This window comes from Rhodococcus opacus (assembly GCF_012396235.1).
GTDB lineage: Bacteria > Actinomycetota > Actinomycetes > Mycobacteriales > Mycobacteriaceae > Rhodococcus_F > Rhodococcus_F opacus.
This window is the reverse complement of the sequence record NZ_JAAXPA010000056.1, coordinates 1-16,483: the sequence shown is the minus strand read 5'-3', so window position 1 is coordinate 16,483 and position 16,483 is coordinate 1. Positions and strand designations below refer to the sequence as shown.

The following is a 16,483-nucleotide window of genomic DNA, read 5'->3' as shown; positions in this document are numbered from 1 at the left end:
ACCCGGCGACCCCGCCGAACACCCCCTCGCCGAAGACGCACTGCAAGCCCTCTACAGCCTGCGATGAACCTGAATCGTTAAGCCGAAGAATCCGACAGAAACAGGCAACTGACCAGACCCGCCCCCCGATTCCTCGGCTTAACAAAAACCTCGGCATAATCGCTGTTAAGCGGAATTCGGTTTAACAGCGACCGCGGAACGCAGTACACCGCAGCAGCTTTCTTCGATGTATGCCGCCGTCATGGGATCCAGCAGAGTCGGGGACGGGTCGGGTCAAGTTACGATAATGCTCTCGCCGAGTCGTTCTTCCAAGGACTCAAGAGGGAGTGGCTGCACGGACGGAGTTGGACGTCGAAGTCGCAGGCACGGCTGGAGCTGTTCGAGTGGCTCTCGTACTTCAATCGACGTCGCCGTCACTCCGCCCTCGGATACCTCACCCCGGTGGAGTTCGAACAACGACTGATCGCGTCGTCTACGCTGTCAGTCGCCGCATGAAATCCGGTGTCCACCTTCAAGGGGCAACCTCACCGTCTGGTTCAATCAGTTCTAGGACGAACATCGTCGGCATCGCGTACGACCTTCCAGGGTTCCGGGGCGCTAGCAACCTGCGACCAGCAACTGCTCAACGACCTAACCTTTTCGACGGACGCCCGCACGTCTTGTCGATACGACTTCTAGAGCACAGCAGCTGACGGTAACCGCGCTTCGTCCGCTGTTACCGAAGTCGGCCGAGGAGGCAAAACGGGCTGAGTCCCGTTCTGCGGTCACCAGGGTCCGTTTTGGCCTACGTTATACCGGCACGCCGGAGATCGGCGCTCCTCGGCGAACCTGTGGCCGGTGAATCAGCCTCAATCCGGTCGGTTTAGATGTCCGCTTGGCTCCGCCGGGCCGGCTGCGGCTACGGATCGACCGGAACAAAGGCATCCGCGCTGTGGTGCGTGGGCCGCCAACCCACGAAGGCCTGTCTCAGAAACGTCCGACACCCACAACGCGGGCGCCGGCCCTTTGAGGGTCACCTGGATTGATCGAAGCGCTGGCGATCGGCATCGTGGCGTACTCGGAAAGCTGTCGAACCGAACCTTGTCGTCTGGACATCGATCTGGCCGTGGCGACCGGATGCAGCCGGATCGCGATTCGGATCTTGTTGCGATCGGAGGCGGCGCTGTGGTCGGTGTAGCGGCGGCGGATGGCGCGTCGCCGGGCCCGGCGCAGCACACTCCATTGTGCGTAGGGTCTGATCAGTGACAACTGTTGTGACGGCAGGGTTTCGAGCACTGTGTCGAGCCACCGTTCGAGCCGTCCGAGGGGTTCGAGCCGTCCGAGGGTTCGAGCCGGTCGGGCAGAATTTCGATGTGGACCAGGACGGCGCGTAGGTAGTGCAGGGCCGCGTTCTGACGCGCAGGCGCCGTCGTGTCAGTAGGGTTCGAGTCGTGTTCTTGGCCAGCCGGGAGATCCGACGTGCACCCGTGCGCTTCGGTCTGCTCGCCGGGGCGATCGGCCTGCTCATGTTCCTGGTGTTCTTCCAGCAGACGTTGGCGTCCTCGCTGCTCAACAGCTTCACCGGTGCCCTGCAGAACCAGTCCGGCACCGTCCTGGTCTACAGCTCCGAAGCTCGCAATAGCCTCGAAGCGAGCGTGCTGAGCCCTGAGATCGCTGCCAAGGTGGCCGCCGTGCCCGGCGTGGGCCAGCTCGGATCGCTGGGTGAGGCGACGATGACCTTGCTGGCCAAAGGCCAGCAGATCGACGTGGCCGTGATCGGAGCCGAAGCAGGCAAGCCGGGCCAGCCCACGAAACTGATCAGTGGCCGACTGGCCACCGCGCCCGGCGAGGGGGTAGCCAGCTCCGAGGCCAGAAGCTTCGCCCTGGGCGACACGGTGACCACCGCCGCCGGGGGGTCGCCAGTCACCATCGTCGGGCTGACCGGGCAGAGTCAATTCAACGTGCAGCCGACCCTGTTCGTCACCTTCGACACGTTCACCGCTCTGCGCAAGGCGGCGAACCCCGACGCGACCATGGTGTTGCCCTCGGCGGTGGCGGTGATCCCGTCGTCGGGCGTCGGCCCGAAGGCGCTCGCCGCGTCCATCAACGCCACGGTGCCGCAGGTGACCGCGCTGTCGCGCAGCGACGCGGTGGCCAATGCGCCGGGCGTCTCATCGACGCAGGGGTCGTTCGCCATCGTGCTGGCGCTCGCTGTCGTAGTAGTCGCCCTCGTGACCGGATTCTTTTTCCTGATCCTGACCGTTCAGAAGACTGCAGCCCTGACGCTGCTGCGAGCGGTGGGGCACCGGCGAGCTATCTGGTGCGCGGCCTCATCCAGCAGGTCGTCCTGGTGCTGGGCGTGGCGCTGCTGGTCGCCGTGGGGTTGCTCGTGACGGCCACCGCGGTGGCCAACACCGGCCTCCCGCTGGCCATCGATCCGCGCGCGCTCGTCATCAGCACGGTCGTGGTGGTGGGCCTGTCGCTGCTGGGGGTGGCCGTCTCGGTATGGCGTGTGCTGCGCATCGATCCGTTTCAAGCCGTTGGCCGCCCCGGGGTCGGGGGCATCGAATGAAGGTGGCGCTTCTGGAGCTACGACGCCGGCCCTGGCGGTTTGCGCCCGCGGTCGTCGCTCTGGTGCTCCTCACCGCGCTGCTGCTGACTCTGGGAGGCTTGCTGGACGGCCTCTACAACGGATTCACCGGGGCGCTGCGGGCCCAGCCGGGTGCGCTTGTGTCCTACGCCGCCGACGCCAAGCTGTCGGTGCTCCGCTCGCGGATCGACGCTGCGACGACAGCCCAAGTCGAGCGCGTGCCGGGTGTCGAGCAGGTCGGCGGCTTCGGGACCGTCCTCCTCGGGGCCAAAGTACCCGGCCAGTCCACGGAGGCCAGCGTGGCGCTCTTCGGCTATCAGCGCGCGCCGCGCGGTGTTCCCGCGCCGCCGGAGGAGATTGGCCAGGTCTACGCGGACACCAGCCTGACGGCCTACGGCGTGAAGACGGGCGACACGTTGCTGCTCGGGCCCAAGCGGTACCCGGTGTCGGTCGTGGGTTGGGTGTCCGACACCAACTTCGTGCTCCAGGGCGGCTTGTGGGGCACCGTCGACACGTGGCGCGAGGCGCTCGGCTCGGCCCGCCCTGACCAGGTGCTGGCGCCCGGTACCTACCAGGTGCTGACGGTCTCGACCGCTGCCGGCGCCGACCCCACCCGAGTGGCGGCCGCCATCGACGCCGCCACCGGCGGAAAGACACAGACGGTGACGCGCTCGTTCGCCGTCGACTCGCTGCCGGGGATCAAGCAGCAGCGGTCGACATTCAACGCCATCATCGACACCACGTTCTTCGTGGCGGCGCTGGTGGTAGCGCTCTTCTTCGTCCTGCTCACCATCGAACGCCTCGGGATGTACGCCGTGTTCAAGGCCATAGGCGCATCGAGCGGCCAGCTCTTCGGGCAGGTGGTCCTGCAGGCCGTCGTGATCACGGTCGTGTCCTTCGTGCTGGGCGCCCTGCTGGCCTTAGCCGTAGCCAGTGTGATCCCGCCGCAGGTGCCGCTGCAACTCAGCGCGGGCCGGGCAATCGAGGTCGTTGTGGGTCTGGTCGTCATGTCGACCCTCGGCTCTGCGATCTCCCTGCGCCGCGTCGTCCGTATCGATCCCGCAACTGCTATCAGCTGAGGCCAGGAAAGCTATGACCGCACTGAAACTCAAGAACGTCCGCAAGGTCTATCGGTCGGGCGACGCCGAGATCGTCGCGGTGGACGATGCCTCTCTCGAGGTGGGCGACGCGGAGATCGTTGCACTGGTCGGACCCTCGGGCTCGGGCAAAACAACGCTGCTGTCCATCTCCGGGGGGCTGCTGTCGCCGTCGGACGGCCGGGTGGTGGTTGCCGGAGACGACATTAGCGAATATGACCCAAAGCGGCTCACCAGATTTCGGCGCGAGAATGTCGGCTTCGTGTTCCAGAGCGTGAACCTGGTGCCCTTCCTCACCGCCCGCGAGAACCTGCTTGTGGTGGCCGACTTCGGCCGGCGTGACAAGAAGAAGTCGGCAGCTCGCGCCGATGAGTTGCTCGGCGAGTTGGGACTGAACAAACGCGCGGCCAACCTGCCCGCCGAACTCTCCGGCGGGGAGCGTCAGCGGGTGGCGGTGGCCCGGGCGTTCATGAACGAACCCGACCTGGTGCTCATCGACGAGCCGACGTCGGCGCTCGACACCAAGCTGGGGGAACAAGTCATGGAGCTCATCGTGACCGAGGTCCGCGCCCGCGACACCGCCGCGGTCATCGTCACCCACGACCCGAGGATGACCCTCTTCGCCGATCGCACCCTCAATATCATCGACGGGGTCCTCGGTGATGCCGCAATTTCGTGACGTGGACGTTGGGCCAGAGATGGCGCCTGAAAAGCTCATTACTACAATTTCTGTCCGAACGTGTTCCCAGCGCCGCCAGCAGTGCCTGAAACCTTTCGACCCGACTTCCCGAACGAGTCGATCGTGCACGGATCGCGTCGATCATCGAAGCGCAGCTGGTGGAGACTTCGTTTGCAGCCAGATTCACCTTCAAAGCGTGATCGCAGCAAAGCCGCGCGTGTGGTCGTTGCCGCGCGCGGGCGGATGGTCGTGGCCTTCGGGGCGCGCCGTGCCCACGGCAGGCGACGCGGCGCTGAAGGTGGCTCGGACGAACTACCTCGCCGGCGCTGCCGGCACGTCGAATCTTCTTGCGCGCTCATCGACGTGCGGGACCATCGCGAACGGAGGCGACGACCGTGCCCGAATCCAGTGACTACCTCGTGGTCGCTCTCCTCGTCCTGGCCAGCGTCCCAACCGCGTATCGGTATCCGCGTCAGCTGCGGGCCTATCACCGCGAGATGCAACGCAGAGACATCCAACGCAACGGCTAGCGCTGCGGAACGCCCCGATCTGTGCGATCACCGGGGTCCGCTTCAGATACGGCCCCAACCGACCGACTACCCCCGCCCAGCGAACAGGCCTTGACCGCCATCAGCTTTCGGAGATGCCAGTTGTATCCAAGTCGTGGATGTGGCGTTCTGGGCATGGTGGTTCTCCTTGTGGTCAGTCGGGCTGGAATGCCCGGTCCAGCGCGCGGCGCAACGCCTTGTTTTTGTGCTCACTGCCCCTCACCGCTCCGTCATACGGTGCAGGTGTCTCAGCCTTCGATGTCCCAGTAACGGTCATTTCTGGGGCACCTCCGATCCGAGCACCGGCCCTCCCTCTCGCTGCGACCGCGCGGAGTAGAACGGGAAGATGGGAAGGCAGGCAGCCGTCGTGCTCTACGTGCTCGCGCTGGTAGCCGTCGTGGTCGGCGTGGACGTCCTGGTCTTCAGGCACCACTTCTGGGAGCGGCTGCTGGTGAACGTCGGCATCGTCCTGGTGTTCGCGGCGTTCTATTTGAGGTTCCTGAAGGGTTCATGAGCGCAGCCCGCCGCAATTACAACCCGAAGTAGCGCACACCTATCCAGGGCAGATAAACCGGTGCACCGTTAGCCCTCATTGGGCCAGGCCGAACGAGGCTATAGCCCCGGCTCCCTCATCGTCACGCTCGCCGTCGCGGCGATCTGGTCGATCTTCCAATGACGCGTGACGTCCTCGACGAGGGATCGCGAACGCGAGCGGTTCGCCTGACTCCGCCCTACTAGGAGCTCTTGAAGAGAGAGTTCTTCGTCGAGGAAGCCGGCACGACCTCCAGCCGCTGTAGCTCAGCACCGGCACCGGTGACGTCACCGTCAGCTTGGTCGAGTATTTGCAGGCCTTTCTCAACTGCGCGCCAGTCCGCTGACAGATCGAAATATCCCAGGAGATCAACGACCTCGGCGACCCACCGTTTCGCGCCGCGTCTGTCACGTCGCAGCTGGGCGTAGTAGGTCACCATGGCGTCGCTCACCGACTTCTTGCGCTGCCCCCACTTCTCGCCCTTCCGGGCCGCCTCACTGGCCAGTTGCCACAGCTGTGCAACGTCGACGTGCCGATCCAGCACCGGTTCCCTCACACCTGGCACAGTAGCGATCCAACAGGACAGGTGATAGCGACCCTGCTGCATTTAGCCCGAATGCACCGATTCGCTGATCCAGTCGGGGTGAGTTTCGGTGTGCAGCAATGGTCGGTATGTGGGCATGGTTGAGCATCCGACCTCTCGTGTCGGGTTGTTCCACTTGCTCTTTCGCGTCGAGGGCGGGCAGGTGTCGCGGACGTTAGACGATGATCGGGTGATTGGGACCGAACGTTCTGTCGAACAGTGTGTTCCACGCTGTTTCCCACGGCCAGTCGGTCGGCAGGTGCAGCGTCAACCGTCGGGCCGAAGACGCGATTCGCGCGGGGACCGAGGCGATGGTGCGCCGGAGGGTGCCAGTGGTCGCTTTCGTCAGCTTCGGGTCAGCCGTGAGGGTGCCGGCAGCGCGGGTGAGATTGAACGCCATCACCGCGCAGACCAGCCAGGCGGCGTTCGCCGAAAACGAGTTCGACGGCAGATGCGCGAGAGCAGAGTTCTTCAGATCCGCATGCACCTGCTCGATGACGGCGTGCTGACGGTGAGTCTTGTCGGCGGCGACGGTACCGACCTCGTCGGGGTCGGTGGTGGTGAAGAACGCGTGGAACCGCCAGATGTCGAACAACGTGCCCTGTCCCTCGTCCTTGGGTGGTCGCAGGTCGGGGATACGCCGCACGACCAACCGTCCCGCAACGTGGTGTGCCTTCTTCTGGGACGCGAGCGCGGTGAACGGGATCTCGGCGACCTCCGCCCGCGAGATCCAGGTGTCGGTGCCCTCGTCGTAGAGGGCGTCGGTGTACTGGATCGGCGTCCACGAGGACTCGTCGTCGCCGATGGAGGCGATCGCACGTTTGATGGTGGAGGTCAGGCGCACGGTCACCGACACATCGGCGCCGGCGCGAATCGCGGCACCAATGGTGGGGTGGCCGTAGAACGCCGAATCGCACCTAATCAGGGGTTTCGACGCACCGTCCCCGCTCGCCCCGCCGGTCTGCGAACGCAGCCGGTCGACGGTGGCCAGCGAATCGGAGACCATGCGGGCGGCGCCGCGCGGGGAGCCGCAGGCTCCTCGGCGCAGGCGTTGGGTGAGGATCACTGGCCTGCGCCAATGCCATCACCGGGATCAGTCCCGCGGTCGACACGAGATTCGGGTCGTCGAACCTCGCCGCCGCGACGGGTCGGGTGTGAGATAGTTGCATCTACGAGATGCCCTTCGTCGTGGCCGAATTGTTTCTGTGAGAAGTTCAATTCTTCCACTACGACAGGGCATTTCGCCGTTACGACCCACCCACGGACTCATCCGGATCGGTGCATCCAGGTTTAGCCGATCCCACACGGTTCGCTGCCGCGATCGGTGTCTGGTTGCGTCCATGAAGATGGTGTACGGACCGGATCCGAATCTGACCGGCGTGTCGTAGCCCAATGAAGGCGGCCATCGCGTGACTCTTCGAGAGACCGACCAAAGTCACTCGATGAAGGACCACGCGATGACCACTGCCCACAGCGAACCCGTTGTCACTTTCAGAAGTTGACTGCACGCCGAACAGGGCTTCTTATGGGCGGTGCACAGATCTTCTGACACCAGATCGGTCCGAAGAGACCTGCATAATGGTTCACACTCCGCATCCCGGGCTTCGTCGGGATCCCGTCCTCCCGCCGAATCGTTGGCCACAATCAGCGGGTGGAGCCATCTTCGAGTGGCTCGACGGTTCGCACTACCCTCCGGGGTCACCGGCATGTCCCGCCCCAGGTCTCGAGCAGGGTGATCTGTTTGGACTTGGCGGTGTAGCAGGTGCCGTCCGGGGCGGCCGCGGGTCAGGCCTTGGCTGCTGCGGCGGCACTCTGCGCCGCGAGCTTCGCGAGGCCTGACGCGTATATCCGCCTCCCGACGAACAGTGCCACGATCGCCGGCAGGTACACCAGCGGGGCCAGTTGCAGTGCACCGAGCAGGCCGCGATGGTCCGCGAGGATGCCGATGACGAACGGTCCGGTGGCCAGTCCCAGGATGTTGTTGGCGACGGTGAGGCTGCCGAGGGCGGAGGCCCGCACCGACTGGTGCGTCAGGCTGGCCACCATCGCCGCGGTGGGACCGGAGGAGCCGGCGGAGAAGAAGGCGCCGATGCCGATCAGGGTCAGCTGCGCCGCACCGGTCTCCAATTGCAGTCCGACGCCGAGGGCGGCCAGCGAGATGACGCAGAACGCGATGGCGCTGGACCACTTCCCGGCCGGGTTGCGGCGGCTGACGCGGTCGGTGATCATGCCGCACACCACCATGCCGGTGCCGATCAGCAGCACGAAGACCGAGGCGATCACGCCGGCCCTGTCCGGAGCCATGCCGTAGTAGCGGTTGAAGAAGCTGGGGGTCCAGGCGAGCAGCACGGCGGAGGCGAAAATCTGCAGTCCGCCGCCGAGGTACGCGCACCAGACGGCAGGGTTGGTGAACAGCGTCGAGACCGGGACCCGGATCGGGCGGCTGTCGGGGCGAGCGACCGGCGCGGCGTCCTGGTCGACCGCGTGCGCGGCCAGCCGACGTTCGGTGACCACGGCCCGGAACATGGCGACGAGGATCAGGCCGAGCACCGCCATCGCCGCGAACGACCACCGCCAGCTCAGGTGCACAGCGATGACTCCGCCGAGCGAGACGCCGACGACCGAACCGAACGAGCCGCCGGCCATGAACGCACCGCTGAGAGTGGAGTGGACGCGGGGCGCGAAAACGCTGAGCATCACCGCGATACCGACGCTGCCGTAGGCGGCCTCGCCGACCCCGACGAGGAAGCGGGCGGCGAGCAGCTGCTCGTAGTTGGCCGCCACCGCGCAGAACAGGGTGGCGATGCTCCAGAGCACCGCCATCAGGATCAGCGACCGCACCCGGCCCCAACGGTCGGCGAGCAGCGACAGCGGGAAGGTGAGCAGGCCGACCATCAGGGCGACGATGCTCGTGAGCGAGGCCAGCTGGGAATCGGACAGGGCCCATTCGGCTTTCAGGAACGGGAAGACTGCGCTGAGCACCTGGCGGGACATGTAGTCGGATAGCAGCAAGCCGAAGGTGAGCGCGAACACGAGCCACGGGTAGATCCGGCGGCCGGTCGCGGGTCGCTCGGCGGCGGTCCCGGTGAACTGGGGGTCGACGGCGGGTTCGGCCGGCTGATCGGTGGTGGTGGACAGTCCCATTGGGGCTCCTGGGGGGCGACTGGACCGAAGTGGGGTGATGGTGCGGACGTCGGGGATCAGGGTGCAGTGCGCGGCGCGGCGATCTGGCGACGTTCGTGAGCGTCGAGTTCCTCTTCGAGGATGGGGACGCCGAGGTTGCAGGCATGGATACCCAGGACGCTGACCATCTGCAGAACGGTGAGGATCTCCTCGCGGGAGACACCGAGTTCGAGGGCCATCCGGATGTGCCGTCGCACGCCGGGTGCGTACATGTGGGTGGCGGCGGCGTCGATCGCGATGCTGAGGAGTTCGACGAACTCGGGAGTGAGGACCCCGCGTCGGGCCGGGGTGGCGTTCATCGCCATGAATTGCTCGGTCCACTCCGGATCCCAGTCGGACAGGGTGTTCCACAGGGGGTTCCAGTTTCCGTCACGACGCATGGCGTCGAGGGTCGGCGTGGGGATCGGGTCGGGGTTCATCGGCACGCGGCACTCGTTTCACAGAGAAGGGGCAAATGGGGCGTGATGCAGGCTGTCCTTCACAGCGAATGTGGTGTGCATCACGTTAGCTCCGGCGCGCTCGGGGTAGTTAACCCTCCGGGACGTCATTCTGTACATTTCGGGACAGGCTTCCGAGTGACCGGACCGTTCAGGTTCTCGGCGGCCGTGAACCGTTCGTTCACACACCGGCCCGGGCGATCGGTCAGCCCTCCGAGCGTTTGCGCCATTCGCGCGGGCTCATGCCGAACTGCTGATGGAACCAGCGGGAGAAGCTACTGGGTGCGGAGAACGCCAGCATCTCGGAGATCTCGGTGAACGTGTGGCGCCGGCCCGTCACCATGCGCCGGGCGAGTTCGGCGCGGGTCGCGTCGACGACCCCGGTGAAGGTCAGGTTCGACTTGGCCAGGTGTCGGTGTACGGTGCGCCGGTCCACTCCGAGGCTCCGGGCTACCTGCTCGACCGAGCAGCGGCCGGTCGGCAGCAGGAGTTCGACGAGTTCACGGACCCGGATCGTGAGGGTGGGCTCCTCCGGCGCCGCCAGGTCATCGAGAAACTGCTGCGTGTAGTTGCGCAGCAGCGGATCGGAGAGTCGGTTCACCTGATCAAGATCGCTTGTGTAGGTGACGATCCCGGAGTAGTCGCCGCCGAAGGTCAGGGGTGCGTCGAAGATGCGGCGGTGGGTGCTGTCGTCGTCGGGTCGTCCGTGTTCGAAACACACCGACACGGGCTGCCATCGGTCCCCGAGAAGGTAATGCAGCAGTTGGTGGGTCACGGCGGTGGCGAGCTCGACGGACTGGCGAACGGGCATCGGTTCGCCGGGTTCGACGTGGAGCGCGATGGCGGAGAGACCGTCGCGTTCGGTTACCCGGATGTGTAGGGACTCGTTGTAGGTGTGCTGGTAGCGGATCAGCATCCGCAGCGCGCTGCGGGCATCCAGTTCCTCGCGGATGCTCACGCTGAGCGGGCCGAGGGTCGACAGGCGCCGACGTTCGGCGAGTCTGAGGGCGAAGTCCTGGCGACCGGAAGCGGCGGCCGAGAGTTCGAGGAGGCGAGCAACGGCGGCGGCCGGCACCCAGCGGTCCTGGATCTCGAGGCCCGCCGGGTCGAGGTCGACGCTGCGCAGTAACTGGACCGGGTCGATCGACAGCGAGCGTCCCAGCTCGACGTATCCGGTCAGTGCGGCGTAACGCGCCAGGGGCTTTGACACCGTGATTCCTCTCCGGCCGCTGCGAGACCGGGGATGTCCCTAACGGTTAATAAATATGTCCCGCAAGGGTAAGTGTGTTGGGGGTCTCCTGACTACTGTCGTGTTAGTGACGTCACAAAGATAACGGCAAGCGCCGGCAGCGCTACAGGCCTTCTGCCCCTTCCCCACATCCGTTCGACCCACCGAGAAACGGAGTCTCACAATGCATTTCCACGACGACGCGCTCTTCCCCGAAAACCAGGAGAAGCTGGTCATCACCGCCGCTCCGTACGGCCCGGAGTGGGAGCCGGACGACTTCCGCGAGGACCTGCCGCTGACGATGGACGAGCACGTCCAGAAGGCGGTGGACTGCTACGAGGCCGGCGCCACCGTCCTGCACATCCACGTGCGCGAACTCGACGGCAAGGGCTCCAAGCGGCTCTCGAAGTTCAACGAGCTCCTCGCCGGGCTGCGCGAGGCGGTGCCGGAGATGATCCTGCAGGTCGGCGGCTCCATTTCGTTCGCGCCCGAAGGTGAGGGCGCCGATGCGAAGTGGCTCTCCGACGATACCCGGCACATGCTGGCCGACCTCGACCCCGCCCCGGACCAGGTCACGATCGCCATCAACACCAGCCAGATGAACATCATGGAGTTGATGACCGCCGACGACATCGCCGGCACGTCGCTCGCGCGTCCGGAGCTCATGGAGACCTACCGGGAGATGACGGTGCCCGCCGGCCCGACGTGGGTCGAGGAGCACCTGCGCCGGCTGCAGGCCAAGGGCATTCAGCCGCACTTCCAGCTGTCGAGCATCCCCCAGCTCGAGACCGTGGAACGGCTGATCCGCCGCGGCGTGTACACCGGCCCACTGAATCTAACGTGGGTCGGCATCGGTGGCGGCTTCGACGGCCCGAACCCGTACAACATCATGAACTTCATCCAGCGGGTCCCGGACGGTGCGTGCCTGACGCTCGAGACCCTGATGCGCAGCGTGCTGCCGGTCAACGCGATGGCGATCGCGATGGGCCTGCACACCCGCTGCGGCAACGAAGACACCATCTGGGGCCGCAAGGGCGAGAAATTCACCTCGGTCCAGCAGATCCAGCAGCTGGTCCGGATCGCCGGCGAACTCGGCCGCGAGGTTGCCACCGGCAAGGAGGCCCGCGAGATCTACCGGATCGGCGAAACCTACCGTGACGCGGACGAGACCCTTGCCAAGCTGGGCTTTGCGCCGAACCGCAAGCCCGGTCAGGTCGGCTTCACCCGGCACGCCTGACCTGAACCGCTGACCGAGGTCGGGGTCCGACGTGAACGTCGGGGCCCCGCCGGTCATTCTGTGAGAGAACATCTTTGGTAGAGCGATGAACAGCAACGGCGGACCGACCGTGGTCATCGCGCCCGGCCTGCGTGACCACGTCGCCGAGCACTCGCAGACTCTGCTCGCCGATCGACTCGACAGGGTGCGCGTCGTTCCGCCGCTCGCGCACGACAAGCTGAGGCCGGCGGCCCGGATCGCCGCTCTCGACGCGGTCTTCGCCCAGGTCGAGGGGCCAGGTGGTCCTGTTGCGCACAGCGCCGGTGTCCTGATCGCCGTGCACCTGCGAACACCACGAGCAGGCCGGAGACCGGAGTATGTACCAAATATCCTGTCAGGCAGTCATGATCGAAGTTCCGATAATAGACCTTATCCAATCCACCGCCCCGGTACTGCATCAGATGACCGATCCGGCCCCCACGATTGGTTCCTTGGTGGGTGGCTGCGTTTCCGAGGGAATGATCGCGATGGCCAACCGCATAGTCGGACCATTTGCATTTGTGCGGTTTGCCGGCACGACCAGCTCTCCGCAGCGAGCGTTGGCCAGCAGTGGCACCGGTTCCGGTGTCTTCGCGCAGGGCCCCTCGACAAACTGCGCCGGCGGATGGTCCACGGTGGTCGGCGGCGAGCTGGACGGCGAACTCGAACATGCCCCGCTGGCGAGAACCACAGCAAAAGCCAGGACTGTGAACTGATTCAAAATTTCGCATTGCGCCACCGGCTTCCCCGGGGTAGATCGGCTATTCACTGCAGGTGCCGGTAGAGCCGTCCGTGGTTGCTGAACCAGGCGACATTCCCATCGGACCCCCGAACGAAGTTGGATCGGGTGCCGGTGGGTTTGAGGTCGGGGCCAAGGTCGAGCCCATAGTCGGTCCTGTAAAGCGCAAGACCGAGATTCGGGACTGTCTGCTCATCCGGCAGGTAGATGCCATCCGGGGCGTCGCTCATGTTGCCGACGAGCTGGCCATCTTTGCCGCGGAAGTTGATCACGACGGTCCCCAGGGTGCCCGATTGATCGATGTCGTCAGTGGCATACGCCCCCTCGTAGGGCGCCAACTCGGCCGTGCTCAACTTCTGGGGCGTCGCGGGCAGGTTGCTGATTCCGGCGAAGCGGCGAAGCGACCAGTCCTCGGCGAACAGTTCGTTGAGCAGTTTCCCTCCACCCTCGGAATTGGTGAGCACGGTCATGGCGAAGTCACGGCTGGGCACCATGAAGAACCCGGATCGTTGACCCGCCCAGGTCCCGCCATGTTGGACGATCGTCCTCCGCGGACGGCCGCAGCATCCATGACACTCCCATGCCGGTGAGTTCGACCTGAAGCGTGCCGCCGACGCCTGGATTGGAACGCATGGCGATGAGCGAGTCTTTGCTCATCAACCGATCTCCCTTGGGTGTAGTGCCGTCGCCGAGGTGGAAGCGCGCGTAGCGCACCTGATCCCGCACGCTGGAAATCAACGATCCGGTCGGGTTGCAACTGCGCGAGAAGAACCAGAAACCCGGATCCACAACGGCTTTTCCGTCGTCGACGTTGTGTGAGGCGGCGATATTCCGGCCGATTATCTGGTCCGAGAAGAAGTGGGTGTGACTTAACTCGAGCGGGTCCAGCAGCATCTTCTGGACGGCGTCCTCGTAGACCGATCCGGTCACGACCTCGACAATCCGCCCCGCCACAACCAGCCCCGCATTGTTGTAAGCGAAGACCGTGCCCGGCGGGGTCTTTTGTGGGAGCCGGGTCATCGACGCCACAAACTTGGTTATCGCGTCGTCGCCTCGACCGAAGTCCTGGAGATCGTCACCGAGCCAACCCGACGTGTGGTTGAGCAGTTGTCGCACCGTCGCCGTGGCGCTGGCTTCTGGATCGGCGACCGCGAAATCGGGCAGATACTGGCGTATCGGTGCCTCCAGATCGACCTTGCCCTCGTCGACGAGGCGTATCACGGTCGTTCCGGTGAACGTCTTCGTCGTGGAGCCGATCCGGAACAGGGTGTCGCCGTCCACCGGTGTCGGGTGGTCGACATTGGTGACCCCGTACCCCTTGATGTACTCCTCACCGTCGGCAATGACGCCAACCGCAACCCCGGGGATCGCGTAGTCCTTCATCGCCTTGTCGATCTTGGCGTCGAGCTCGTTGAACGCTTCCGTCGCGTTCGTCGGGACGCTCGTAGCTGTGGTGGTCGACTCCTTCGACGAACATGCCGGCAATACGAGCACCGCCAACCCGGCGACCGCCCCGCCAAGCACCGCCCGGCGCGACAACTCAGGGCCACCGACGGCGAACACCTCGGTCGTCATCAGCGTGGCGGGAGAATGTCGTATGCCGGCAGTTGCGTCGTGTCCGTGCAGGATGTGTCCGGCTTCTCCGGATTGTCGAAAAACGACGCGATTATCTCGGCTCCGCACGGTGGCTCTGCATACACACCGTGTGCAGCTCCGGGCACTACCGCGACTATGGATTGCGAGAGATCCTTCGCGATGTAGTCGCCCCACACCGCTCCGGTCTGCCCGTCGTAGGTTCCCGACAGCACAAGCGAAGGGATGTCACTCACGGTGATGTCTCGGATCGAGTCAGGGGCCTTCGGCACGTCCCACACTTCGCAGGCGTCGCGCAGGAACGGCAGCTGCGGCGCTTGGGCCCGAACGGACTCCGGCAGTTCAGGGAATTCCTTTTCCGCCTGTTGCATTGACTGCTCGACGGTCTCGAACGGGATCCATTCACGACACCATATGCTCAGGGTGAGGCCCCAATGGAGGGCGCCCCTCTCCGGATGCCCCCAAACCTCGGCCCAACGCGACGCAATGGGCTGCGCATTCCCGTTTGCGAGCTCATCGACCGTTGATGGGAACTCTTTCGGTAGATGGGTAGCCACGGGGACAAACCAGTTCAGCAGCATTCCGCCGTCGACGACAACCTTCGTGTCTCCTACACCCTCAACGTTGACCGTCGTGGTGATGGGCTTCGCTTCAAGCTCGTTGACCAGCCGGATGAACGTTGCCCCCAGGTCGGGATAGCGCTCTTTGCATGCTGGCTGGTCCTCGCACGCCTTGACCATGTTGTCGAATGCTTGGCGAGCGCTGGCCCAGGTCCACCCCAGGGCACCAGCCGATGGAGGCGTCACTCCGTCGAATACGATCGACTCGATAGCGTCGGCGTCTTGACGCATGTAGATCAGCGCAAGGTCGGTGCCGTACGAGTGGGAGAACACATTCCACTTCTCGAGGCCGAGTGCCATGCGTAAATCAATCAGGTCATAGGTGCTCTCGGTCGAATTGAACGCCGAGAGGTCAACGGTGGGAGCCAGGCGGTCGTGGCACTCCTTTACCGCTTCTACGTACGCATCCCGTGTGGACTCAGCGTTCCACGCCATTCCGATCCGTTGGGCGAAGAACTCGAAAATCTCCGGGCAGGGCAACGGCGAGCTGGACGTCACGTTGCCGCGCTGTCCCATCAGGATCAGATCGCGATCACGGTTCAGCGGGACGTCCGGGTTGATCGGGGGATCCGTGACTCCATCCTGACCGGGCCCGCCCATGAGAAAGACGATCGGAGTCTTTGTCGGCGGCTGCGTTTCCGACGGTACGATCGCTACTGCCAAGCGCAAGGTTCCGCTGTCTTCTTTGGTGCGGTTCACCGGTACCAACAATTCCCCGCAGCGAGCATTCTCCAGCAGTGGGACCGGATTCGGCGTCTTCGCGCACGGACCTTCGACAGACTCCGCCGGCGGATGAGCCACAGTCGTCGGTGGTGAACTGGACGGATCGGAATTGTTGCTACACGCTGAGCTGACGAGAATCGAGACAAACGCAATCGCCGTTATCTGGTTCACAAACCGCATGTCGACCACCCTGAATGGCGACCGCCCGAACCTTGTGATCGGGCTCGGCCGAGTATTTACCCAGATAAATCCTGGCACACCCCATAGCAATACCGGAAGTTTGAGAACCGATGAAATCCGGCGATCCTTATGCAGACGCTCGGTGATGAATCGAATCGTGCGGTCGGCCAGCTCGGTTGAGAACGCATTCTTAGGCGGCGCGAGATCACCGCCGCAAAACGAGATAGTCGGTGCGATAGATTCCCCGATTGGCGTCAGGGACGGGCCAGTTGCCCGCTGTGGTCATGATGAAAGGAAGCCCGTCCAGCACATCACAACAGTGCCGTCCATTGATTCTCCTCTGGGGCGGTAGCACCAGAAAAGCACCAGGTGTTGCGAAAGTCAACAGGTCGCGTTGACTCATCCAAAATGCCCGCGTAAGCCCCTTCGTTGCCTCACGTGAGAACGCCCGCGTAGCGGCGTGTCGATCACGTCGGTGTGGTGGTCGAGGGTAGGGCCGGAGGATGGGACTGACCAT

Annotated in this window: 14 protein-coding genes and 5 pseudogenes; 11 read left to right on the top strand and 8 right to left on the bottom strand. The window is 64.7% G+C overall.

Features of this window, described 5'->3' with window-relative positions; genetic code table 11:
• Nucleotides 1–177: 177 nt before the first annotated feature.
• Nucleotides 178–495, top strand: a pseudogene (locus HGB39_RS36975) (integrase core domain-containing protein); the annotation flags it as partial.
• 471 nt (nucleotides 496–966) lie between these two features.
• Here the strand turns inward: HGB39_RS36975 and HGB39_RS36970 are convergent.
• The gene (locus HGB39_RS36970) at nucleotides 967–1,275 is read right to left on the bottom strand and encodes a hypothetical protein (RefSeq protein WP_043787720.1); all 309 of its coding nucleotides are present in this window, start codon (nucleotides 1,273–1,275) and stop codon (nucleotides 967–969) included.
• A gap of 191 nt (nucleotides 1,276–1,466) precedes the next feature.
• Between HGB39_RS36970 and HGB39_RS36965 the strand changes: the two genes are divergently transcribed.
• From HGB39_RS36965 to HGB39_RS36940, 7 genes and pseudogenes are all read left to right on the top strand, one after another.
• A complete protein-coding gene (locus HGB39_RS36965; protein ID WP_168443005.1) occupies nucleotides 1,467–2,372 on the top strand; it encodes a peptide ABC transporter permease in 906 nt (301 codons plus the stop codon).
• Nucleotides 2,339–2,551 carry a hypothetical protein gene (locus HGB39_RS36960; RefSeq protein ID WP_005562454.1) on the top strand — a complete coding sequence of 71 codons (213 nt, stop codon included), beginning with the start codon at nucleotides 2,339–2,341 and terminating at the stop codon, nucleotides 2,549–2,551. The genes HGB39_RS36965 and HGB39_RS36960 overlap by 34 nt, the downstream gene beginning before the upstream one ends.
• On the top strand, nucleotides 2,548–3,648 hold the full coding sequence (locus HGB39_RS36955; protein WP_005562456.1) for an ABC transporter permease: 1,101 nt from the start codon (nucleotides 2,548–2,550) through the stop codon (nucleotides 3,646–3,648). Before HGB39_RS36960 ends, HGB39_RS36955 begins: the two co-directional genes overlap by 4 nt.
• Before the next feature lie 13 nt (nucleotides 3,649–3,661).
• Nucleotides 3,662–4,345, top strand: coding sequence for an ABC transporter ATP-binding protein (locus tag HGB39_RS36950; protein ID WP_005263744.1), 684 nt, complete (start codon nucleotides 3,662–3,664; stop codon nucleotides 4,343–4,345).
• A 105-nt stretch (nucleotides 4,346–4,450) separates the two neighbouring features.
• Nucleotides 4,451–4,727: pseudogene (locus HGB39_RS36945) on the top strand (nicotinate phosphoribosyltransferase); the annotation flags it as partial.
• A gap of 13 nt (nucleotides 4,728–4,740) precedes the next feature.
• Complete coding sequence (locus tag HGB39_RS39745; protein WP_267204075.1) at nucleotides 4,741–4,875, top strand: hypothetical protein; 135 nt, start codon at nucleotides 4,741–4,743, stop codon at nucleotides 4,873–4,875.
• Between the two features lie 364 nt (nucleotides 4,876–5,239).
• Nucleotides 5,240–5,407, top strand: coding sequence for a hypothetical protein (locus HGB39_RS36940; protein WP_005562458.1), 168 nt, complete (start codon nucleotides 5,240–5,242; stop codon nucleotides 5,405–5,407).
• Between the two features lie 220 nt (nucleotides 5,408–5,627).
• On the opposite strand, the gene HGB39_RS36935 is transcribed toward HGB39_RS36940, so the two are convergent.
• The 5 genes and pseudogenes from HGB39_RS36935 to HGB39_RS36915 form a co-directional block, all read right to left on the bottom strand.
• Nucleotides 5,628–5,981, bottom strand: a complete 354-nt coding sequence (locus HGB39_RS36935) for a hypothetical protein (RefSeq protein WP_005562459.1) — start codon at nucleotides 5,979–5,981, stop codon at nucleotides 5,628–5,630.
• 202 nt (nucleotides 5,982–6,183) lie between these two features.
• Nucleotides 6,184–7,077 (bottom strand): annotated as a pseudogene (locus HGB39_RS36930) (IS1380 family transposase); the annotation flags it as partial.
• Nucleotides 7,078–7,793: 716 nt separating this feature from the next.
• Entirely contained in the window at nucleotides 7,794–9,152 is a 1,359-nt protein-coding gene (locus tag HGB39_RS36925; protein ID WP_005566754.1) for an MFS transporter, read from the bottom strand.
• 56 nt (nucleotides 9,153–9,208) lie between these two features.
• The gene (locus HGB39_RS36920; RefSeq protein WP_085999968.1) at nucleotides 9,209–9,616 is read right to left on the bottom strand and encodes a carboxymuconolactone decarboxylase family protein; all 408 of its coding nucleotides are present in this window, start codon (nucleotides 9,614–9,616) and stop codon (nucleotides 9,209–9,211) included.
• Between the two features lie 217 nt (nucleotides 9,617–9,833).
• Complete coding sequence (locus HGB39_RS36915) at nucleotides 9,834–10,838, bottom strand: AraC family transcriptional regulator (RefSeq protein WP_005566758.1); 1,005 nt, start codon at nucleotides 10,836–10,838, stop codon at nucleotides 9,834–9,836.
• A gap of 202 nt (nucleotides 10,839–11,040) precedes the next feature.
• Here HGB39_RS36915 and HGB39_RS36910 point away from each other — a divergent pair, with 202 nt between their 5' ends.
• The 3 genes and pseudogenes from HGB39_RS36910 to HGB39_RS36900 all read left to right on the top strand — a co-directional run bounded on the left by HGB39_RS36910 (nucleotide 11,041) and on the right by HGB39_RS36900 (nucleotide 12,827).
• On the top strand, nucleotides 11,041–12,093 hold the full coding sequence (locus HGB39_RS36910) for a beta-keto acid cleavage family enzyme (protein ID WP_005566759.1): 1,053 nt from the start codon (nucleotides 11,041–11,043) through the stop codon (nucleotides 12,091–12,093).
• An 85-nt stretch (nucleotides 12,094–12,178) separates the two neighbouring features.
• A pseudogene (locus tag HGB39_RS36905) lies at nucleotides 12,179–12,415 on the top strand (alpha/beta hydrolase); the annotation flags it as partial.
• A gap of 61 nt (nucleotides 12,416–12,476) precedes the next feature.
• Nucleotides 12,477–12,827, top strand: coding sequence for a hypothetical protein (locus HGB39_RS36900; protein WP_162276255.1), 351 nt, complete (start codon nucleotides 12,477–12,479; stop codon nucleotides 12,825–12,827).
• Between the two features lie 49 nt (nucleotides 12,828–12,876).
• Here HGB39_RS36900 and HGB39_RS36895 read toward each other — a convergent pair.
• Nucleotides 12,877–14,233 (bottom strand): annotated as a pseudogene (locus tag HGB39_RS36895) (serine hydrolase domain-containing protein).
• A 191-nt stretch (nucleotides 14,234–14,424) separates the two neighbouring features.
• Complete coding sequence (locus HGB39_RS36890; protein WP_043789891.1) at nucleotides 14,425–15,966, bottom strand: alpha/beta fold hydrolase; 1,542 nt, start codon at nucleotides 15,964–15,966, stop codon at nucleotides 14,425–14,427.
• Nucleotides 15,967–16,483: the final 517 nt, after the last annotated feature.